A 21,269-nucleotide genomic window follows, 5' to 3' on the forward strand; every position below is an offset into this window, starting at 1 on the left:
GGGTCCCATTCACCACCGACGCTTTTCGGATGATCGGCCTAGACTTCGATCTACACTCTCGCGGCGAGCCTCAGTCCTCGCGGAACGCGCGATTGAAGCTGTCCATCACAGGGCGCAGCATGTAGCCGGCTGCGGTGAATTTGCCGGTCTTGATCAGAACCTCGACGGGCATACCGGCCATCACCTCGACCCCCGGCAAGGATGACAGCGAATGTTCGTCGAGACGGATGCGCGCCGTGTAGAACGAGCGCTCGGTGGCCTTGTCGGTCATGCGGTCGGCCGACACATAGGTGAGCGTTCCCTCCACGGGAGGAACGCGGCGGTGCTTGTAGGGCATGAGCCGCACCTGCGCCGGTAACCCGGGGTGGACGACATCGATGTCGTCGGGTCTCACCTGGGCGGTGATGATGAGGCGATCGTGCTTCGGCACGAGATCGAGCAATGGCTGGCCCTCCCCTACGACCCCGCCGGGGGTCCGAATTCGGAGATCCGTCACGACCCCGTCCTCGGGCGCGCGCACCTGGGTGCGGCCGAGCACGTCCTGAGCGGCCTCGGCCCGTTCGGAGAGCTGGAAGAGGAGCGCCTGCACCTCGCGGAGGCTCTGAGCGATCTCGGCCTCCCGGTCGCTGCGCAGCTTGAGGATCTGAGCGTTGGCTTCGCCGACACCCTGTTCGGCACGCGCCATTTCCTCCTGCGCCTGGCCCTGCCGCCCGTCGATCTCGGCCTGTTCGCGCTCAAGCGCCAGCTTGCGCGGCTGCGCGATGACACCCCTAGCGACGAGGGGCGCAATCGATTCCATCTCCTTCTTGATGATCTCCGCACGCTTCGCCGCAGCGCTCACCTGGTACCTCAGGCCCAGCATCTGGCGCGAGATCTGCTGCTGCCGCTGGATCAGCACAGCGAGCTGCGACTGGTAGAGCTGGCGGCGGCTGTTGAAGATTCGCTGCTGTCCGGCGAGCATCTCATCGAGCGCTGCATCCGTCTCGGCCGCTTGGCGCAGGGGCAGCGGGAACTGGATCGTGTCATTCCCGTCTCGCTCGGCGAGCAGCCGCGCCTCGCGGGCCTGAGCCTCGCGCAGCTGTCCCCGAAGCGCCTCGGCGCTGGATCTGGCCCGCGTATCGTCGAGCTGAATCAGCGGCTGGCCGGTCGTCACGGCATCACCGTCCTTCACCAGAATCCTGGCGACGATGCCGCCTTCCAAGTGCTGCACCGTCTTGCGGCTCGTTTCGGCCTCGACCGAGCCGATCGCGATGGCGGCGCTTTCGAGCGGCGCCGTGACAGACCAAATGCCGAAGCCGCCGATGAACACGACCACGAGCCCGAACGCGAAGGCCGTCAACCACCGGATCCGATGGAACGGAGTGGGGGGTGGCGGGGGCAGGACATCGGAGAGATCGATGACGGGCGATGTTCTGGCCATCATGCGGCTCCCTTGCCGGCCTGCTGACCGGGTGCGGTGATCATCGGTCCTTCGTTGACCTTCGGCATGCGCGTTTCAGGCTTCGCCCTCGCCTGCTGCGCGACCCTGATCGCCGTCCGTCCCTGTGCGATTTTCTCGGCGATCTCACGGCGCTCGCCATAGGCGTTGACCAGGCCGTTGTCGAGTACGAGCACGTTATCGGCAACGGACAAAATGCCGAGGCGCTGGGCAATGACGATGATCGTTGCGCCGCGGGACTTCATCTCGTCGATGGCTCGACGGAGCGCCTCCTCGCCTTCGGGGTCGAGGCTTGCATTCGGCTCGTCGAGAACGATCAAACGAGGGTCGCCGAAAAACGCACGCGCGAGCCCGAGCTTTTGGCGCTGGCCGCCGGAGAGCCGCGCCCCGCCCTCGCCGATATGAGTGTCATAGCCCCTGGGCAGCCGCATGACGGTATCGTGAAGATCCACCAACCGCGCCGCCGCAATGACATCCGTGGAACTCGCCTCGGACAGGCGGGAGATGTTCTCCGCGACGGTCCCGGCGAAGAGCTCGACGTCCTGGGGCAGATAGCCGAAGTAACGATGTCCCCCGGAGGCCATCCACACCCCGACATCGGCCCCGTCGAGGCGCACATGCCCCGTGGTCGGCGGCACGGTGCCGGCGATCAGGCGACCAAGGGTCGACTTGCCGGCTCCTGAGGGCCCGACGACACCGAGCACCTTGCCGGCGCAGACCATCATCGAGAGGCGGCGCACGACAGGCTCGGTCGATCCAGGCGGCACGTAGGTGAGCTGCTCAACTTCGAGGAGGCCGCTGGGTGGGGGCAGCTCCATGCCTTTCACGGGCGGCGGGGCGGCCTGCATGATGCGCCGGATGCGGTCATAGGCGAGCCGCACGTTGGTGACGGCCTTCCAGGTGCCGATGGCTCCCTCGACGGGGCCGAGGGAGCGGCCAAGCAGGATCGAGGCGGCGAAGATCGCGGCCGGGCTGACATCGTGCCTGATGACGAGGAAGGAGGCCGCCGCCATCACCAGCACCTGCGCGAGGAAACGGACGAAGCGGGCTAGCGCCTGGATCGCCGAAGCCCGCGAGCCGGCCGTCAGTTGGGCGGCCTTGGCATGCGCCTGCTCGTCGGCCAGGATCCGTGCCACGCCAGGCAGCATGCCCATGGCGGTGATCGCCTCCACGTTGCGCATCAGCGACTCGAAGCGGTGCTGGCTTTCGGATGAGGCCGCGGACGCCCGCGCGAAAGGAGCCCGGGTTACGGTCTCGTTGAGCCATGCGAAGCCGAACAGGATGAGGGAAGCCACGATCCCAATGGCACCCAGCAGCGGGTGAACGAGGGTCATGGCGAGCAGGAAGATCGGGGTCCACGGCAGGTCGAACAGCGCCGTGCATGCCGATCCGCCGAAGAACTGGCGCAGGGTGCCGAGATCGCGCCATGCCTGCGCGGCTCCCGCGGGATCGGCCCGCAGCGCGGCCTGCACGGCTGCGGTGAGCACGGGAGCCTGCAGGCGTTCCTCGAGCCAGCCACCGACGCGGGCGAGCATCTCGCGGCGCAGGGCCTCGATAACCGCATGGAGCGCCAGCGCGAAGATGACGATGAGGGTGAGCATGAAGAGCGTGTCGAGACTCTGGCTCGACAAGACGTGGTCGTAGACCTGCAGCAGGTAGAGCGGCATGGTCAGGGCGAGCAGATTGACGAAGAAGCTCAAGCCCGCGACGAGGGCCAGCGAGTAGCGACAAAGCCGGAAGGCGTGCTCCACCTCTGTCTGATGGCGGGCCTTCATCCAGTTCAGGGCCATACGCGATCTCCGGAACCATCAGGGGAGTCGGGCTGGCGCTCGCACGTCCGGGGAAGATCGCGCATGCGCCACTCCGGGGCCGCGGGAGTGCCGCAGCCCCGGATCGCCGTTATCGGGGCTCAGACGACGAAGCCGAAGTCGAAGTCGCCGAAGTCGAAGGTGAAGGCCAGGCTCGCATCCTGCGTGGCATCCATCGTCTGGTCGAGATCGACCGTCACCGCCTGATCCTGGGTGGACGTGGCGTCGGAGTCGTTGTTCTGGCCAAAGTTGAAGTCACCGATGTCCTGATCGGAGGCTGCGGTTCCACCGCCGCCCTGGTTCACGCTGGCCCCGGCGTTGCCGCTGGCCGTGGAGTCGATGTCGGCCACGGCATCGTTGTCGCTGTGAGCCCCGGCATTGCCCGCGGCCGTGCCGCCATTGGCGGAAGCATTCCCGCCCATAGCGGACCCGGCAGTCGTGGCACCGCCGGCCGTGTCACCGCCCGTGGCTGCACCGGACGTGGAGCTGCCGCCCGTGGTATCGCCGGAAGCCGCCGTAGCTGCGCCGCCCGCACCGCCCACGCCGGCGCCGCCCGTGCCGTCGCCGCCCGTAGCAGCGCCGGATGTCGCCGCACCGCTCGTGCCGGCGCCGCCTGAACCGGCACCGCCGGTGCCGGCCCCTGAGGTGCCGTCGCCGCTGGCGCTTGTGCCGGCGCCACCATAGCCGCCCGCTCCACCGGTGCCGTCACCGCCGGTGCCGGCGCCGCCCGTCCCGTCACCGCCTGTTCCGGCGCCGCCTGCACCGTAGTCTCCGTCACCGCCAGTGCCATCGCCACCAGACGCGTAGCCGCCACGGCCATAGCCGCCCGTGCCGTCGCCACCATCGCCTCCGGCGCCGCCGGTCGCGGCAGAGTCGCCGCTTGCCGCATCGCCCGAGTACCCATCACCGCCAGGACCATTGCCACCCGATCCGTCGCCAGTGTCCGCGTCTCCGGAATAAATCGGCCCGCTCGTGCCGTCCCCGCCGGTCCCGTCTCCGCCTGCGCCGCCCACGGCGCCCGCATTGCTTCCTGCCGTGTCTCCGGACGTGGAGTCGCCGCTGTCGGTCCAACCGCCTACGGTGTCGCCGCCTGTGGCGGACCCGCCGGTCGTCGTGCCGCCCGTGGCGGCGCCGCCATTGGCGCTGTTGGCGGCTGTGGCAATCGAATCGCCACCGGTCGTCACGGTCGAGTCGACGCCCGAGTCGTTGTCCGTGGTGACATTCGTATCGGCAGTGTTGTTGGCGCTGGCATCGTTGTAGGCCAGCTGAACCGGATTGTAGTCGACCGCGGCTTCGTTGTCGTTGTCCTGGTCAATGGCCGAGGTCTGACTGGCATTCGTCTCGGTGTTCTGCCTCTGCAGTTGATCCAGGGTGTTGTTCAACTCAACGTCGAGATCGAAATCGAACCCGAATCCGCTGAGCAGGTCTGATAGGTCTGCCATTCTCGCGCTCCTCAGTAGTTGCAGCCGCCTCGTGGAGTTGCGAGGCGGTTTGGCAGAGAGTCCTGCATGCACGGCATGAGAGAAAGTTGCCGATTTGCATGCCGCAGAATGGGTGAGGAGAAGGTTCCGGTCGCCCATTCGGGTGACGCGTCTCCTTTCACATGCATCAGAGCACCTGCCGGATCAGCCGAACCGGTAGCTCTTTTGATGGGGTAACCCCTAAGAGGTAGGAACGTCTTGGATTGGCTAGGACAATGATTTGTTTACGCAAACCATCGCCTTCGGCACTCCACGTCGGCGGCTCGTAGGACGTACCGCTAATTTGCCTCCCGGTGCATGCCATTCACTTGATCCGTGTGAATGCCGAGGCAGTTGGAGGATGGGAAAGCTTCCTTTCTCATCATGCCGGAGAGGCACCTGTGACAATTGACCTATTCAGAGTGGCTCTGGAGATTTCTGACCTGAGGGAGCGTGAGCAATAATCTCGGCTGATGCTTCAAGGGATGATCGAATTGAAGCTAAGCCTGGCAGTTCGATTACTAGAAACTGCCATGAAAAACGGTTAAACTAGGCACACGATTATTGGAGAATATCCAGCGCGCGCCGTTTGCGTCTTGAGCGTCGAGTGCCAAGTTCCGCCGTTTGGAAGATCAATGGCAGGATAGGCCTGTTAATAGTGCCTGCCTGATCGTGGTGCCCCATCGTTGCGTAGATATCAATCGCCCTAGGGAACACAAAAATTCTTGGGAACCCATTCAATGAGATTGGCCTCACATGAAGGAGGGTTGTGATGCATTTTTCGTACGCAACGCCCGATGGTGACCCGAATGGTATGAGGCAGGAGGCTCTCGTCATCATCGATGACGAGCCGTTCTCGCAGGAATGTCTCGTCCACGCGATCGGCAGTGCGTTCCCGCGCACCCCCGTCGTAGGATTTTCATCGGCCAGCGAATTTGCTCATGCTGGTGAGTTGGCAGTCGGCTTGGTGCTGCTGAGGTCTCAGCAGCATTCACCCTCAGGAAGCCAGCTGAATGATGACACCAGAGACATCCTCCAGAACCGTCCGGACGTGCCCATCGTCATCCTCTCCATGTGCATGAAGACGAAGGATGTCCGGGATGCGATTGCCATGGGCGTCCGCGGCATCATCCCGATGACCACCTCCTTCAAGGTTGCGGTCGCGGCCCTTCAGCTCGTGATGGTTGGCGGTACATATTTCCCTCGTTTCGCGAACGGAGACTTGCCTGTCGTCCCCGAAACCAAGGATGGGCACGACTTACATCCGGAGGTGCCCACACGGCTTGTCCTGCCCCATACCGGTCAGCGATCCTATTTCGAGATCGTGGAGCAAACCGGAGACGTGCTCAAGACAGAGGCGAACGGATCAGGGGTCATCTTCACGGCGCGGGAGCTGGATGTCCTGGAGGCCCTTCAGAAGGGATGGTCCAACAAATGGATTGCCCATTCACTCAACATCTCCGAGAACACGATCAAAGTGCATATCCAGCGTATCATGCGAAAGCTGCACGCCACCAACAGGACGGAGGCGGTCATCCGGCACCGTCAGCTCAACGGCTTGAGCTGAGGCTCGTAATCCCATCTGGTGTCGTCCATTTGAATGAGAATGAGACGGAGTCCCTGTGCGCTTGAGCACCAGCCGAAGGATGCAGGATCGTCTAGGCAGATGGGTAAGGCGCCTGAATGGGTGACTGGCGCAGCGGTCCACCGGCGCTCTACACTGTCTTTTCCTTAGTGGCCGCGCGAGGTCGATCCTGATGCTGCCTCCCGACAAGGGAACACGAAACCTGCTCCCGCTCCTGGCTGACAAGCAGGATGGAATCGTTCAGGCGGCCGAGGACGAGGGCAGCCCAGTCCGTCCGGCCTCGGATCCTGGGCTATCGGCCTCCCATTCGTCCAATCCGACCAGCGATCCGGCACCGTCCCGCATCGAGCCGGCCCATCAGCCTGCCACGTCGCCCTTTGGAACGGACCTGGCTCCGGCGGTACACGATTCGGCCTCGCATGCGTTCTCGTCCCCGGGGCCAAAGGGTTCAACGGATGGCATCAGCGGACATGCCCGGTCCGGCGTGGAGATCGACGACAACGGAACCGAGTCAGGTCAGTCTTCAGTCTTTGGATCTTCTGTCGGATCTCCCACAGCAGCTCCTCATGCGGCAGCAGGCGCCTCGAGCGGCGCCTCGCATCGCATGCCGGAGGAGGCTGCGACCGACGAGGGACAGAAGGATCCAGGGCCTGCCCTGGAGAGCGGGGGCGTGCATACGCCGCTTCCCGAGACCGCCGCAGGAACTGCAACGGTCCCGGGAGCCGGGCTCCCGTCGGATCCGCCGGCCCCGGCCGGCATTCCGATAGCCGTTCCCGACAGCGACGACATCCACATCGTCCAGACCGCCTTCGTGGACCAGGACGCGGACGTTCTGCTCAACGGCTGGATGGGTGAAAGCAAGATCCGTGTCTTCATGGACAACGATGCGGACATGGAGCAGGACGCCGATATTCGGCTCGATGTCGACGCCAACAATCGTGTTTTCCTGCGCCTCGACCAGTCGATGACGATCGACCAGAACACCGAGATCGATCTCGACATCTACGAGGTCAAGGGCGTTCTCTATGTCGACCTGTACCTCAAGAACGAGGTTGATATCGTCCAGGATACGGAACTCGACCTGATGATGGACGGCTGGCACGGCAAGAGCCAGTTCGTCGTCAACAATCATCTCGATATCCGGCAGGACGTCGATGTGGATGTCGATATCGACGATGAACTCGAGGAGAAGTTCGCGATCAAGGTCGCGATTGGCGTGAAACAGGCCATCGATGTGGACCAGGACGCCGACATCGATGTCAGCTATGCCGATGGTGCTATCGGTGTCGATGTCGACGCAGTACAGACGGCGACGATCGACCAGGATACTACGCTCAGGATCGACTTCTCTGTCGTATAGCGCGTCGTGCAGACCCAGACAGCCGTATCAGCGCTTGAGGTGAAGATAAGCGGGGTCAAAGTCGCCGGCCACTTGAAGGGCTTCCCAGTCGGGAATGTGAAGCGTGCCTCCGCGCAGGACGATCAGTCCCTCGCCTCTGAGATCCTGAAGCACCCGGTTGACATGGACCGTGGACAGTCCCAGGGCATCGCCGAGCTCATTCTGGGTGACCGGCAGGTCGTAACCGTTCTCACCGGCAAGCCCGACCGCCTTGAGGCGCATCTGCAGTTCGCACAAGAGATGGGCGATGCGCTGATAAGCCGAACGCCGCCCGATGCCGATCATCCATGCGCGAAACATGGCCGCGTCGATGAGTGTGTCCCGCCACATGACAGCATTGAGGCCAGGGTGCCGCTCCAGAACGGCGTGAAGGCTCTCGTGCGGGATCAACGCGATGCTGCTCGTCGCGAGAGCCCCGATGCTGTGGTCCATCACCTTCAGATGAAGGCTCTGCAGATCCGGAATGTCGCCCGGAATATAGAAGCCCATGATCTGCCGCTTGCCGTCCGAAAGGATCTTGTATCGGCAGATGAACCCGCTCAGGACCAGGCAGCATTCCGAAGGCCGGTCACCGTCACGGACGATGTCACTGTCCGCTTCGAAAACCTTGACGCTCATCGGCAGGTCCAAGATCGCCTGCTTGTCCTGATCGGACAGATCCGCAATGGCGTCCAGCTTCCAGAGAAGAGGATTGAGACTGGCCTGTTTGTGCATGGCAAGATTCATCATAGCACCTCCAGACCTTCTTTGCAGAACGATATTGCCCAGTTCGGGGCTCGGGAAACGCCCCTCACCGTGCGATATCGCTCCCCTCATTCCTTCATCATGGGGCTTTGCTGGACATGGGTCGAGGGTAATGCTCCTTGCCGCGCCAGCTCGACCAGGATCTCGTCCCGGTGGCCATGCCACGCCACCAGCGTTTCAAGAAATGTTTGCAGCAGCTTCTCTGCTTCGCTCACATCGTGGCCGTCACGACGCAAGGCTTCGATCAAGACGATCTGGTCGGTCACTCGCCTTTCCCCATCGGCAATATCGCGCTCGGCCCTGGCGAGAGCCTCCTGTTCGGCTGAACGACCCAGCATGGCCACGCTCGCGTTCATTGTGTTGGCTGCCCAGGTACCGACGCGCTTCCCAGGACTTAAGTTCCCGTCAACACTGGAAAAATCTGCATCCCACCCTGCCCATCGGGAACAGACGCTTCGACCGGATGTTCACTCCCTGAGAACAACCCGAGAGCCGTCTATGAGCAATCGCGACATCATCGTTATCGGCGGATCCTCGGGAGCGACGGCCCCCCTCAAGACGATCCTGGGCGCGCTTCCCCCGGATCTTCCCGCCGCCGTGTTCATCGTGCTGCACATCCCGGCCCGGAGCATCGGAATCCTGTCGACGGTCGCATCGGCGGCCGGGCCCCTGCCCGTGCATGCCGCCGCCGATGGCATGCCGATCACGTCCGGCCATGTCTACCTGGCCGTTCCGGATCATCACCTCATCCTGACCAAAGGGCGCATCAAGCTGGGCCGGGGGCCGCGGGAAAACCTGGCCCGCCCCGCCATCGACCCGCTGTTCCGCTCCGCGGCGGCCGCCTACGGGTCCCGGGTCATCGGGATCATCCTGAGCGGATTGCTCAACGACGGGGCCTCGGGTCTTGAGGCCGTGAAGCGCTGCGGCGGCGTCGCCATCGTGCAGGATCCGACCGAGGCCATCGCCGAGGAGATGCCGCGGAGCGCCCTGGAGGCGACGTCGGTGGATCTGTCGGTGCCGAGCATCCGGATCGGCGACGTGCTCTCCGATCTCGTCCGGGAGCCCGCCGGCCCAAGCCTGCCCGTTCCGCCGGACATCCGCCTGGAGGTCGACATCGCGGCCGGGGAACGGGTCGACAGCGAGGTCATCGGAAAGTTCGCCGATCCTGCGGCGCTCACCTGCCCCTCCTGCGGTGGGGTCCTGTCCAAGGTGCGCGGAGGAAAGCCGCTCCGGTTCCGCTGTCAGGTCGGCCACGGCTTCACGGCCGACCTGGTCGCGAAGGAGCAGGAGAACGCCGTGGACGAAGCCCTGCGGGTCGCTCTGCGCATCATTGAGGAGCGGGCCGAGCTGGTCGCCCGCATGGCCGAGGACGGACGCCGAAGCGGTCGCAAGGCGGTGGCAGAGATGTACGATGAGAGGGCTCTCGAATACCGTGGTTACGCCGACACCTTGCGCCAGGCCGTCCTCCAGTCGATGACCCCCCTCGCGCCGCGCGTCGACGAAGGCGGACAGGACAACCAGGAATAGGCTGCAGCGTCATGACAGAACTTTGAGAGGTGGTGCAATCCTCTATAGTATGGCAAACCCCTCCCCGAGCTGGGAATCGTCACCGTGGCCGCTAAGAACAACGCCAAGAACAACAAGACAATCTCCTCAGAATCCGTCCGAACTGGCGAAGCCGGGCGGCGGGGCGTCTTCTCGGTCGTTGCAGCAGGAGCGTCCGGGGCCGACAGCCATTCCCTTGAGCGCTTCCTGACCGGGCTGAAGGTGGGCGAGGAGATGTCGGTCGTTCTCGTCTTCCAGCAGCGGGAGGCGTTGAACGAAGAGCGATTCAGATCAGCGCTCTCGGAGCAGGGGCTGACCCTGACCTCGGCGGCTCACGGAGACCTCGTCGAACCTGGCCAGATCTATTGGTCGGCTCCCAACACGATCCTGACGGTCGAGGACGGTCGCTTCCATATCCGTGCCGCGCAGGAGCCACCGGGCGAGCGGGGCACCATCGACAGCTTCCTCATCTCGGTTGCCCAGGATCAGGAAGAAAAGGCCATCGGGGTCATCTTCTCCGGGACGGACGGGGACGGGACGCTCGGCGTCACGGCTCTCAAGGAAGCGGGCGGCCTCACGCTCGCGGAAGAAAGCCCTGAACTGGCCGGAGAAGGGATCGTCCCCAACCACAGCCCCGCGGCTCTCGTCGATTTCGTCCTGCCTCCGGAGGAACTGGCGGAGAGGGTGCAGCTTTATGTGAGCCATCTCGCGCGCTACAGCGAGGCAGCCCATCTCGAGGCGGAGGCCGCCGAGATCTCCGGCTCTCTGGCCAGCATCGCCACGATCCTGCGCAACCAGACCGGCCACGACTTCCACGGCTACAAGCCGAACACCTTCCTCCGCCGCGTCCAACGCCGCATGCAGGTCGTCCAGGCCGAGACGATCGACGCTTACGTGGAGTTTCTGCGCGACCATGCCGAGGAGGCTCAGAGCCTCTTCAACGATCTTCTCATCGGCGTCACGCAATTTTTCCGGGATCGCCGGGAATTCGAGCTTCTGGAATCGCAGGTGGTCCCCAAGCTCTTCGAGGGCAAGACCCGCAGCGATCAGATCCGGATCTGGGTGCTTGGCTGTTCCACGGGCGAGGAGGCCTACTCCATCGGCATTCTGCTGCGCGAATACATGGCGGGGCTGGACGCCGTGCCGCATGTGCAGATCTTTGCGAGCGATATCGACGGCCGCGCCCTCGCGTCCGCCCGGGTGGGCCGGTACACGGAAGCCATCACGAAGGACGTAAGCCCCGAACGGCTGGCCCGCTGGTTCGTCAAGGAGGGCAACACCTATTGCGTGGTGAAGGAATTGCGGGAGATGTGCATCTTCTCGCAGCACAGCGTCATCAAGGACGCTCCGTTCTCGCGCCTCGACATGATCTCCTGCCGCAACCTGCTGATCTACCTCAATGCGGATCTTCAGGACCGGGTCATCCCCCTCTTCCATTTCGCGCTCAGGCCGGGAGGCTACCTGTTCCTCGGCAACTCCGAGAACATCTCGCGCCATACGAGGCTCTTTGCACCGATCGATCGCGGCTATCGCATCTTCCAACGCCTGGAAACGAGTGCCCGGATCCTACCGGACTTCCCCTTCACGGCGGTCGACCGCAAGCCCGCCGAGGGCCCGTCGCTCCTGCGGCCGCGGCGGATCGAAGGCAGCTTCGCGCGTCAGGCCGAGATGATCGCGGAGCGCTACGCCCCGGCCTATGTGGTGACGGACGAGAACTTCGACGTCATGCATTTCTCAGGGCGAACCGGGCGCTACATCGAGCCGGCCGGCGGCACGGCGACGCTCAACCTGTTGAACCTCGTTCACAGCGACCTGCGCCTGGACCTCCGCGCAGCCTTGACCAAGGCGGCCGAAGACCACAAGACGATCCAGATCGACGGTCTCCGGATGGGCTCGAACGGCAAGAGCCTGATCGTCGACATCGTCGTCGAGCCCCTGCGCGATCAGCCCAACGCGGCACCGGGCTTCGTCGTCGTGTTCAAGGACAGCGCCGCTCCCGTCGCCGAGGAGGCCAGCACCACGGCTGGCAGTTCCTTCCTCCGTGACGAGCATGTGCAGCGTCTTGAGACCGAACTGCGCGTGACCCGCGAAAGGCTTCAGGCCACCATCGAGGAGCTCGAGAGCACCAACGAGGAACTGAAATCATCGAACGAGGAATACCAGTCCCTGAATGAGGAGCTCCAATCCGCCAATGAGGAGCTTGAGACCTCGAAAGAGGAGCTGCAATCCGTCAACGAGGAACTGACCACCGTCAACGGCGAGCTCGCACACAGGGTTCAGGAACTCGGTCGCTCGAACAGCGATCTGAAGAACCTGTTGGAGAGCACGCAGATCGCAACGATCTTTCTCGACAATGACATCCGGGTGATGAACTACACACCGGCCGTCACCGAGATCTTCCACCTCGTCGAGACGGATGTCGGGCGTCCGATCGCGCATATCAAGTCGCGTGTGGCCTATGACGAGCTTCAGGACGATGCCCGGCGCGTGATACGGACGCTCGGCAGCGTCGATCGCGAGATCGAGGATCCGACGACGGGCACCCGCTACATGATCCGCGTCCTGCCCTATCGCAGCGTCGATAACTATATCGGGGGCGCGGTGGTCACCTTCATGGACGTCACGCCGCTCACCCGGGCGCAGCAGGCCCTGCGCGAAAGCGAAGAGCGGTTCCGCGCCATGGCCGAGCAGGCCGAGGTGGGCATTGTCATGACGGATCGCGAGGGCCGTGTCATCTATGTCAACGATCGCTATTGCACGATCCTCGGCATGACGCGTGAGCAGATCGTCGGCCGCACGGTTCAGGAGCTGACGCATCCGGAGGAAGCGGGACGCAACGGAGGGCTGCTCGAGCGTGCGGTCTCCAGCGGGGAATCGTTCGTGCAGGAGGGCCGCCACCTTCGCCCGGATGGCTCGCTCGTCTGGGTGCGGAACAACGTCAGCGCTCGACGCGACGCCGCAGGACAGGTGGTCGGCGGCCTGACCGTGGCGATCGACCTCACCGAGCGGGTTCGGGCAGAAGAGGCGCTGCGGGCGAGCGAGAAGCATACCAAGCTCCTGCTCGCCGAACTGCAGCACCGCGTCCGCAACACCCTGGCCGTCGTGCGATCGATCACACGGCGAACGGCCGCGAACAGCGAGACGGTCGACGACTACGCCATGCATCTCGAAGGGCGCATCGAAGCCTTCGCCCGCACCCAGACCATGGCCACCCGGACGGCCGATGCCGGAATCAATCTGGAAGAGCTGGTCAGGGACGAGTTGCTCGCCCATGCGGTTCGGGACGACGAGAAGGCCCATGTGGACGGACCACCCGTCCGGCTCCAGACGGCCGTAGCGGAAAAGCTGGGAATGGCGATCCACGAGCTCGCCACCAATGCGGTCAAATACGGGGCTCTTTCGGAGACCGATGGCCATATCGACATCACCTGGCGCATCGAGGCGGTCGACGGCGACCGCAAGCTGCGGCTGGAATGGCGGGAAAGCGGTGTTCGCGTGGCAGCCTCGGCCCCGCGCCGGCGCGGCTTCGGCACCGAGCTGATCGAGCGCACCCTCCCCTACGAGGTCGATGCGACGACGGAACTTGAATTCACACCAGGCGGCGTGCGCTGTGTGATCGAGGTTCCGCTCAACCAGCGAACCGCGGTTCCGGATGCTCCATCCTCATCGCATCGGCTCTCCGAGGACGATCAGACCGATGCCCCGCACCATCCCTCTTGAAGATTGGGCTTGACCTGACAGGCTACCGTGTTCTCCATTTGGCCGCACGTCGCGCCGCCAGCCTAAGGGATCCGCATTGGACTGGGACAAGATCAGACTGTTCTACGAGGTCGTCAGCGCCGGGAATTTCACCCGCGCCGGCGAGAAGCTCGGTGTCAACCAGTCGTCGATCAGCCGGCAGATCAGCGCTCTCGAGCATGAACTGAAGGTCCCGCTCTTTCATCGGCACCCCCGTGGCCTCGTCCTGACGGAGCACGGCGACGTGCTTTTCCGGGCCGCTCAGGACATCCGCGTCCGCCTGGACGAAACACGCCAGCGTCTGACCGAGACGAGCGAGCGTCCGGCAGGGGAACTCAAGGTCACGGCGACCGTCGGCATCGGCGGCATCTGGCTCGCGCGGCGCATTGCGGAATTCCTCGATCTCTACCCGGAAGTGCACATCCAGCTCATTCTCACCAACGATGAACTGGATCTTGCGATGCGGGAGGCGGACATCGCGATTCGCCTGCGCCTGCCGGCTCAGCCCGATCTGATCCAGCGCCGCCTTTTCACCATCCAGTATCACGCCTACGCGGCCCACACTTATATCGAGCGTTTCGGGGAGCCCGAGAGCATCGACGACCTCGACCGGCACTCCATCGTCTGCCTCGGCGGCGATCAGCCACCCTTCATCCTCAACCTGCATCATCTGACGAGCCTGGGCCGAAACCCCAAGGATCCTCGTCCCAGCCGGTTCGTGGTCAATGACAGCCTGGCGCTCCGGCAGGCGATCGAGAACGGAGCGGGGATCGGCATGGCTCCCGACTACGCCATGAGCAACAACCCACGGGTCAAGCAGGTTCTTCGTGACGAGCAGATGCCGACCCTCGACAGCTATCTCGTCTATCCGGAAGAGATGCGTTCGGTGGCGCGCGTCCAGGTCTTCCGCGACTTTCTCGTCTCGAAGGCCCAGCGCTGGGACTTCTGACCCGAGCGGTTCGAGCGGAGGAAAGGCTCAACCTCATTTTCTCCACGATTCTTAGGCTACTTGAACCTTTCCAGATATTCTCGGGGCTCCATTCCCATGTCACGGTCTTTCGTTGCTGTTCTCAGCATTGCCCTTGGCCTTCCGTTTCTCATTCTCCTGGCCCTCGTCTCCTCGGCTTCAGGGGTCAGCGCGAGCGTGCTCACGAACGCGCTTGGCCTCGTGGTCATGTCGGTGGTCCTGATGCTGGTCGTCTTCGAGATCAAGCGGATCGCCGATCTGCCCCCGGATGCCCATTGAGTCCCGGTTCCGCCGGCCGCCAGGGGGAACCCGGCCCAAATGAAAAGAGGACCGGGCGTTCAACGCGCGATCCTCAGGTCTTCTACTTCGATAGGGGAATGAGTTAGGCCGCGGCGCGCGATCGATCCGGGTGCTCTTCCGCCACCGCGCGCTCAAGCGCCATCAAAAGAACTCCGATGTCTTCATGAAGAAGATTGATGGCGTTGCGAGCGTATTCGCGAAATTCGTCTTTGATGACTTCAGCTTCGCCATCCCAAAGGAAGTCTTCATGCTCGGCATCGTAAAACGCACGAGCGACCAGCTCGACCTGATAATCCATGTATGCCCCACTGCACCGTTCTGGTGATTTGTTTTCAGTCTGATCCTGCGGCGCCAATACGCTTTTACATCGTTGGCCGCGTGGTCCGCCGTCAGGACGAGATCAGGCTTACAGCCGGGCTCGACTGATCCGCAACTCGCCACATGGGCTACCCCCTTGGGAGTAGCGTGCGCGGCGACGACCTAAGTCCATGAGGCGATTCGCGGAATTCAGCCAGAAAGAAGTCAGGGGTCGGCGAATTATCTTTACTCCCGCCGAACCAGGGAGCGCGAATTTTCCTGTGCGAAGTCGAGATTTCCGGTCGCCCACATGGCCGCCTGAGTGCGGTTGGAGGCCTTGACCTTCCTCAGGATGGCTTTGATGTGGACCTTCACCGTGGCCTCGGCGACACCGAGTTCCCGCGCGATTATCTTGTTCGACGCCCCCTGAGTGAGGCAGCGGAGGATCTGGGCCTCCCGATCCGACAGCTTGTTCTGGAGCGCTGCGGGATCATTGGCGGGTGCGGGGGCGCTGCTGCTGTGGCTGAAACGGGCCCGACCCTGTCGGACCTGTTCGAGGAGCGTGAGCCCGATCGAGGCCGGGATGTAAGTCTCGCCGAGGATCACGATCTCAAGAGCCTTGACCAGGGCGTGCCGATCCATGCTCGTCGGGCAGAAGCCATCCAGACCGGCGCGGCAGAGTTCCATGACCGATTCAGGTTCCATCGCGTCCGCCAGAACGACCACCTTGGCGGATGGGTGGCGTGCCTTCAGTTCCTCCGCGGCGGAAGCATACTCGGCTATCGACCGGCTGTCGCAGATGATGAACAGCGCGGGCTCGTCGTCGGCGAAGGCTGGCAGGTTCGAGAGATCCTCAAATGACTCTCGCGAAAGGGTAAAGCGCGTCCCTGAAAGGATATGGCTGATGCCGGTGCGCAGGAGGAGATTCTGACAGATCAGGACAGTAGCGACATTTTGGAAAGGGTCCTGAGCAATGGGAAGAATCTGCTCCTTGTAGACAACATCGTGTCTCATACTTGCTATGCCCCCGAGTAACGTTCTGCGATGTACCATGTCGGATCGTTTCGCCGTTCACATGTGACGTGGGGCGAGTGAGCCTTGGTCGAAAGGTGTCGGATCCAGGTAGCCGATCCGTGATCGGATCAAGCGTGGCGACAACATTCGGTAGAGGCATTAGTTCCTTGAGGCGATCGTCCCCAAAGGGGTAACTCTCCGCATGTCGAAGCATGGCGGCGGAGGCGTGCTGCCTTCTGTCCATCGAACGAGGTTGCTGCATTCTCCCGGCGATCCGCTGTTCAGCCGGCCGTGAAGGCCGAAGAGTCGAAGTAACATTGCAGCGCCTTCGCGTCAGGACGGTTCAGCAATCGCGTTATCTGTTCCTGCGAGAGCGCCCTGGAGAACAGATGTCCTTGCATCTCGTTGCAGCCTGCCGTGTGCAGGAACTTCTTTTGGATCTCCGTTTCCACACCTTCGGCCGTGACGGTCAGGGACATCGCATGCCCGAGCGATACGATCGCCTTGATGACGGCTGCGGCCCTGGTTCCCTGTCCCAGGCTCTGGATGAAGGAGCGATCGATCTTGATCTTGTCCACCTCGAAGCGGTGAAGATAACCCAGGCTCGAGTAGCCCGTGCCGAAATCGTCGAGAGCGATGCGGAACCCGGCATCTCTCAGCGCGCGGAGCGTGTCGGTCGACCCACATTCCTCGTCCAGCAGAACGCTCTCGGTGACTTCAAGCTCGATCCGTCCTGGATCCGCTCCACATTCGCGGACGATCGAGATCACGTGATTGGCAAAGCCGCAGGATCGGAATTGAACCGGCGAAAGATTGACCGACACGAAGACATCGGGCCAGCGCCTCGAGGCGAGGCAGGCCTCACGCAGGATCCAATCCCCCAGTTGGACAATCAAGCCTGTTTGCTCCGCGACCGGGATGAACTGGCTCGGCTGGATGTATCCACGTGTCGGGTGCCGCCAGCGGGCAAGAGCCTCCACGCCGACAATCGTATCTCCGCTGAGGGCGATCTGCGGCTGATAAGCAACCTCAAGCCCTTCACCGGTTGCAAGTGCAACGCGAAGCTCCTCTTCGACGATCCGGCGCAGAGTGACGGTCTCATCCATCTCAGGCGTGAAGACCCGATAACAGTTTCGCCCTTCGGCCTTGGCGCGGTAGAGCGCGATATCCGCCTTTCGCAGAAGTTCACTGCGGTCCGTTCCAGCGTCGGGAGCGAGCACGAGACCGATGCTCGTCCCGACGAAGATCTGGTTGCCCATGATGTCATAGTGCTCATGAGCCAGCGCAAGGATCCGCTCGCACAGGGTTTCCGGTCCCTCCATTCCCGGCGCACAGACCTGCACGATGGCAAACTCGTCGCCTCCCAGGCGGGTAATGGTGTCGTTCCTTCCGACCAGTCTGGACAGGCGGATCGAAAACTCCCGGATGAGGCTGTCACCCGCAGGGTGTCCAAGGGTGTCGTTGACATGCTTGAAGCGATCAAGATCCAGCATCAGCACGGCGATCCTCTCGCCATCCTGCCGGCGTGCGATGGCATGGTTGAGCCGGTCCTCGAACAGCGCCCGGTTGGGCAGTCCGGTCAGCACGTCATGGAAGGCCAGATGATGAGCCTGAGCCTCACTGGCCTTCAGTTCGAGAACAGTTCTTTCCAGCGCCGACATCGATTGTCTCAGACGTCGCACGAGCGCGCCGAGCAGGAGGAGAATGATCGTCGCCGCAATGGCCATGGCGGGTTCGACAGCTTTGAGGAGCCGGTTCCCCGGAAGTTCCGGCTTCCAGACGAAGTAGCCGATGAGATCGCCCACGTCCGATCGGACCGGCACCGATATCTCACTCTGTCCCGGATTATCGACGACGGAGAAACGCAACCCTTCGATCAGGTTCTGCTCGGAGATCCGCTTGATGAAGTTCCCGTCGAGATACCGGATTCCCACCAGGAGGAACTCCTTGTCCTGAGGATAGGCCACGGCATCCGACTCGGGAACGATCTTCATGATGCTAACGGCCGCAGGCCGGCCGAGCAGTTCGAGAAGATGGGCGTCGTAAACGGCCTTTCCGGTGATCAGGTGCGGCGCCTCGGCGTTCTCCGCGACATGATCCCGGTGCGGAGAGTCCGAGGCCCCACGAATTCCCGCGACGAGGCTGCCGAGACTGTCCCGGACGCGCTCGAATTCGTGGTTCGAAATACGCGTTCCATCGATGACCGCATTGACCGGCTCGTTGCGGCCGTCGAGGATGTAGACCTCCTCCTGCCCGAACGTGCGGCTGAGCCAGACCCCGATATTGGCGTCGATCCATTTCAGATCCATCGGGCTCTTGGCGAGCTCGATGATGGCATCGTCCCAGATGGCAACCATCTCCTGCTCTCGCGCGAGCTGATGGACCACGGCGCGGATGCTGCGGTCCATCACACGAAGCTGGCGCTCGGCGGAGACGTCGTTGCTCTTGTTGACCGCCCAGAGGATCGAAGCGGCTCCGAGGGAAAGGGTCGCCGCGGCAACGAGCAGAACGGGCAGGATGACGCTGCGGATGAAAGGCAGGCCCGCACGATGAACGGAAAGAATCGAAAGAATACTCTTCAACACGTCGGCACCAGAGCGATCGCCGGCGCTTGCTCGACCAAAAGGTCGCGACGGGATCGCGTTGAAAGAATTTCTGAGGAACGGAAACCGTCGGATTCTCACCGACCTGGCAGGAGGGCATCATGCCTTTGAGCCGCGCGCTGTGCGGACAGCGACTCAACCTGCCACGGGTATCATGCCGGCAATCGTAGTCTTCTACGGCGACCCTACGATGTCATGAACGGGGGCAAGCCGCCAGAAGACTTGGATTGTATGGTTAAATTTCGCACCTGGCCCGGCGTGGTATGGCTCGCCCGGAGCTTCGGACCCCATCATGCCGGTGGCGGAAGGATCATCGGAAGGCCGTGGCTTCAAGGCTCGCCGGGCTCAGCTCACTCGGGCTGCGCGTGATCTTCCAGGGCTTGGATGAGCTCCATGCACTTCTCCGCCACGATGGCAGAGACCTTCGGGTCGCCGTGGTAGTGGCGCATGGCGACGGCATTCGCCTGCTCGAACAGATCGGTCAGGTTTCCGGAGATGAAGGGACGGGCGCTCGGAAAATCGAAGGCCTTGGCCTCGGATCGGGGCTTGGATCGTGATGGGCGCTTGGGCTCGAACAGCGTCAACACTTCACACCGATCGGCAATCTTCTTGAGATCCTTGAACGCGATGATCTCGGCCATTTCCTACTCCACGCAATACACGGGGCCCCGCCTTATCCTCTTCTGATGCAGAGGTCATGGGGCTTATCCGAAAAACGGGCGGTTCATGAAAACCGTTCCCAAGAATAATCGCAGGCGCCGGCAATGTGACCTTTCTCTTCCGGGTTACGATCTTTGAGCCCGCATCATGCCGGATGCGTCTGAACGGCGCCGCTCCGTTGCCGGCACCGCAGAAAGGGCCCGACGCCATAGCGGCCCTCGTGCCCGTCAGCGCTCCCACGAATGACGCGGCCCTGTCGGCTGCCTTGCCCCGTCGACGCTCCAAGCGCCCGGGCCGGTAAAGACGAACAGCAGGAACACGAAGCAGTACAGGATGGCCGCATCGCCGCCGTTCAGGGCCGGGTATGGGCTCTGGGGCGCATGAAACATCCAGTAGGCCACGGCCATTTCGCCAGCGAGGATGAAGGCGACGGGCCGGGTGAACCACCCGATCAGGATCAGAAAGCCTCCGACCAATTCCAGTACGGCTCCGATCCCGAAGACGGAGAGGAGCGGCGGCATCCCGCCCTCGGGAGGGGCCGGGAAGCCGAAGAGCTTCTGCGTTCCGTGCTCCATGAAGATCAGCGCCGTGACGATCCTCAGGATTGCGAGTGCGTAGGGCGACCAACGATCGAGAGTAGCGGACATGCGGATCAGAACCTTCTGCTTGTGATCGGCCCGTCGAGGCGAGCCAGGGTTTCGCCGTCCGGGTTATAACGCGGACGGGAGGGACGGCCACCGCCTCGCAGCGGCGCCCCTCGTCACAGAATGCAGCATCCGCAACATGATTACCGAGCCCTCACGCTAAAGTGAGGTCTCCCCGCCGATTCCTGAGACGATCTAACCTTGCCGAGGGGTGGATTCGTGTCAGCTTCTGTTCAAACGAATGGAGGTCGGGATGGGTGTCAGGCGTCTGGGTATGGTCGCGGCTCTCATGGCGGCATGGCTCTGGCTGCCGATCCCCGACGCGCGGGCGGAGACGGAGGTGGACGTTGCTCTGGTCTTGGCGGTGGATGTTTCGCGCTCCATGGACCCCGACGAGCAGGAGCTCCAGCGCCAAGGCTTCATCGAGGCCTTCCGCTCACCCCAGGTGCATGACGCCATCCGCAATGGCATGCTCGGCCGGATCATCGTCACCTATTTCGAATGGTCCGGCGTCGACTACCAGAACGTCATCGTCCCATGGACGATCATCGACAGCCCGGAGACGGCCCTGAAATTCGCCGACGGTCTGCACGACAATCCGATCGGACGACTGCGGCGGACATCGATCTCGGGCGCGATCGATTTCGGGGCGAAGCTGCTGGAGCAGACCGGGGTCGAGCCCGTCCGGCGCGTGATCGACATTTCGGGCGATGGTCCCAACAGCAGCGGGCGAGGCGTCGCTGCGGCCCGAGACGAGGCCGTCGCGAAAGGGATCACCATCAACGGGCTTCCCATCATGCTCAAACGCCCGAGCGGGTTCGGCGACATGGAGAACCTCGATCTCTACTACAAGGGCTGCGTCATCGGAGGCGAAGGCGCTTTCCTTGTCCCCGTTCGCGAGCGCCAGCAATTCGCCGACGCCATCCGCACCAAGATCATCCGCGAGATCGCGGCTCTTCCCGACCGTTCCCTGATCCGGACGATCCAGGCGGAGGTGCCGGCCAACTGCCTGGATGGCGAGCGCGGGATGTATCGCTGGGACCGGAACTGACGGATCTGCGTCCCAG

At 63.1% G+C, this 21,269-nt stretch carries 17 protein-coding genes; 7 read left to right on the forward strand and 10 right to left on the reverse strand.

Translation table 11 applies throughout. The features are described from left to right. Positions 1–70: 70 nt before the first annotated feature. The 3 genes from KBI52_RS30625 to KBI52_RS30635 all read right to left on the reverse strand — a co-directional run bounded on the left by KBI52_RS30625 (position 71) and on the right by KBI52_RS30635 (position 4,688). Positions 71–1,420 carry an HlyD family type I secretion periplasmic adaptor subunit gene (locus KBI52_RS30625; RefSeq protein ID WP_247654739.1) on the reverse strand — a complete coding sequence of 450 codons (1,350 nt, stop codon included), beginning with the start codon at positions 1,418–1,420 and terminating at the stop codon, positions 71–73. Next, complete coding sequence (locus KBI52_RS30630; RefSeq protein ID WP_247654740.1) at positions 1,420–3,228, reverse strand: type I secretion system permease/ATPase; 1,809 nt, start codon at positions 3,226–3,228, stop codon at positions 1,420–1,422. The genes KBI52_RS30625 and KBI52_RS30630 overlap by 1 nt, the downstream gene beginning before the upstream one ends. A 119-nt stretch (positions 3,229–3,347) precedes the next feature. Beyond that, complete coding sequence (locus KBI52_RS30635; protein ID WP_210812687.1) at positions 3,348–4,688, reverse strand: hypothetical protein; 1,341 nt, start codon at positions 4,686–4,688, stop codon at positions 3,348–3,350. Between the two features lie 790 nt (positions 4,689–5,478). Here KBI52_RS30635 and KBI52_RS30640 point away from each other — a divergent pair. Together KBI52_RS30640 and KBI52_RS30645 are read left to right on the forward strand one after the other, a co-directional pair. Beyond that, the gene (locus tag KBI52_RS30640; RefSeq protein WP_173949393.1) at positions 5,479–6,273 is read left to right on the forward strand and encodes a DNA-binding response regulator; all 795 of its coding nucleotides are present in this window, start codon (positions 5,479–5,481) and stop codon (positions 6,271–6,273) included. A gap of 190 nt (positions 6,274–6,463) precedes the next feature. After that, positions 6,464–7,651 carry a hypothetical protein gene (locus KBI52_RS30645; RefSeq protein ID WP_210812688.1) on the forward strand — a complete coding sequence of 396 codons (1,188 nt, stop codon included), beginning with the start codon at positions 6,464–6,466 and terminating at the stop codon, positions 7,649–7,651. A 27-nt stretch (positions 7,652–7,678) separates the two neighbouring features. On the opposite strand, the gene KBI52_RS30650 is transcribed toward KBI52_RS30645, so the two are convergent. Together KBI52_RS30650 and KBI52_RS30655 are read right to left on the reverse strand one after the other, a co-directional pair. Beyond that, positions 7,679–8,419: a Crp/Fnr family transcriptional regulator gene (locus tag KBI52_RS30650; protein WP_315974862.1), complete on the reverse strand. Its 741-nt coding sequence runs from the start codon at positions 8,417–8,419 to the stop codon at positions 7,679–7,681. 83 nt (positions 8,420–8,502) lie between these two features. Then, the gene (locus KBI52_RS30655; protein ID WP_210812689.1) at positions 8,503–8,790 is read right to left on the reverse strand and encodes a hypothetical protein; all 288 of its coding nucleotides are present in this window, start codon (positions 8,788–8,790) and stop codon (positions 8,503–8,505) included. 142 nt (positions 8,791–8,932) lie between these two features. Between KBI52_RS30655 and KBI52_RS30660 the strand changes: the two genes are divergently transcribed. From KBI52_RS30660 to KBI52_RS30675, 4 genes are all read left to right on the forward strand, one after another. Continuing rightward, positions 8,933–9,961, forward strand: a complete 1,029-nt coding sequence (locus tag KBI52_RS30660) for a chemotaxis protein CheB (RefSeq protein ID WP_210812690.1) — start codon at positions 8,933–8,935, stop codon at positions 9,959–9,961. A 120-nt stretch (positions 9,962–10,081) separates the two neighbouring features. Next, complete coding sequence (locus tag KBI52_RS30665) at positions 10,082–13,699, forward strand: CheR family methyltransferase (RefSeq protein ID WP_262265649.1); 3,618 nt, start codon at positions 10,082–10,084, stop codon at positions 13,697–13,699. A gap of 76 nt (positions 13,700–13,775) precedes the next feature. Further along, positions 13,776–14,666: a LysR family transcriptional regulator gene (locus KBI52_RS30670; RefSeq protein WP_173949398.1), complete on the forward strand. Its 891-nt coding sequence runs from the start codon at positions 13,776–13,778 to the stop codon at positions 14,664–14,666. 96 nt (positions 14,667–14,762) lie between these two features. Continuing rightward, complete coding sequence (locus tag KBI52_RS30675) at positions 14,763–14,963, forward strand: hypothetical protein (protein ID WP_173949399.1); 201 nt, start codon at positions 14,763–14,765, stop codon at positions 14,961–14,963. A gap of 103 nt (positions 14,964–15,066) precedes the next feature. Here the strand turns inward: KBI52_RS30675 and KBI52_RS30680 are convergent, their stop codons facing one another. The 5 genes from KBI52_RS30680 to KBI52_RS30700 all read right to left on the reverse strand — a co-directional run bounded on the left by KBI52_RS30680 (position 15,067) and on the right by KBI52_RS30700 (position 20,205). After that, positions 15,067–15,282: a hypothetical protein gene (locus tag KBI52_RS30680; RefSeq protein WP_173949400.1), complete on the reverse strand. Its 216-nt coding sequence runs from the start codon at positions 15,280–15,282 to the stop codon at positions 15,067–15,069. Positions 15,283–15,527: 245 nt separating this feature from the next. Further along, entirely contained in the window at positions 15,528–16,295 is a 768-nt protein-coding gene (locus KBI52_RS33220; RefSeq protein WP_247654741.1) for a response regulator transcription factor, read from the reverse strand. Positions 16,296–16,576: 281 nt separating this feature from the next. Next, positions 16,577–18,877 carry a bifunctional diguanylate cyclase/phosphodiesterase gene (locus KBI52_RS30690; RefSeq protein WP_210812692.1) on the reverse strand — a complete coding sequence of 767 codons (2,301 nt, stop codon included), beginning with the start codon at positions 18,875–18,877 and terminating at the stop codon, positions 16,577–16,579. Positions 18,878–19,248: 371 nt separating this feature from the next. Beyond that, positions 19,249–19,539: a hypothetical protein gene (locus KBI52_RS30695; protein ID WP_210812693.1), complete on the reverse strand. Its 291-nt coding sequence runs from the start codon at positions 19,537–19,539 to the stop codon at positions 19,249–19,251. A gap of 246 nt (positions 19,540–19,785) precedes the next feature. Then, positions 19,786–20,205 carry a DoxX family protein gene (locus tag KBI52_RS30700; protein ID WP_210812694.1) on the reverse strand — a complete coding sequence of 140 codons (420 nt, stop codon included), beginning with the start codon at positions 20,203–20,205 and terminating at the stop codon, positions 19,786–19,788. Positions 20,206–20,455: 250 nt separating this feature from the next. On the opposite strand from KBI52_RS30700, the gene KBI52_RS30705 reads away from it, so the two are divergent. After that, on the forward strand, positions 20,456–21,253 hold the full coding sequence (locus KBI52_RS30705; RefSeq protein ID WP_173949405.1) for a DUF1194 domain-containing protein: 798 nt from the start codon (positions 20,456–20,458) through the stop codon (positions 21,251–21,253). The last annotated feature ends 16 nt before the right edge of the window (positions 21,254–21,269 follow it).

The organism is Microvirga sp. HBU67558 (assembly GCF_018069605.1).
Lineage (GTDB): Bacteria > Pseudomonadota > Alphaproteobacteria > Rhizobiales > Beijerinckiaceae > Microvirga > Microvirga terrae.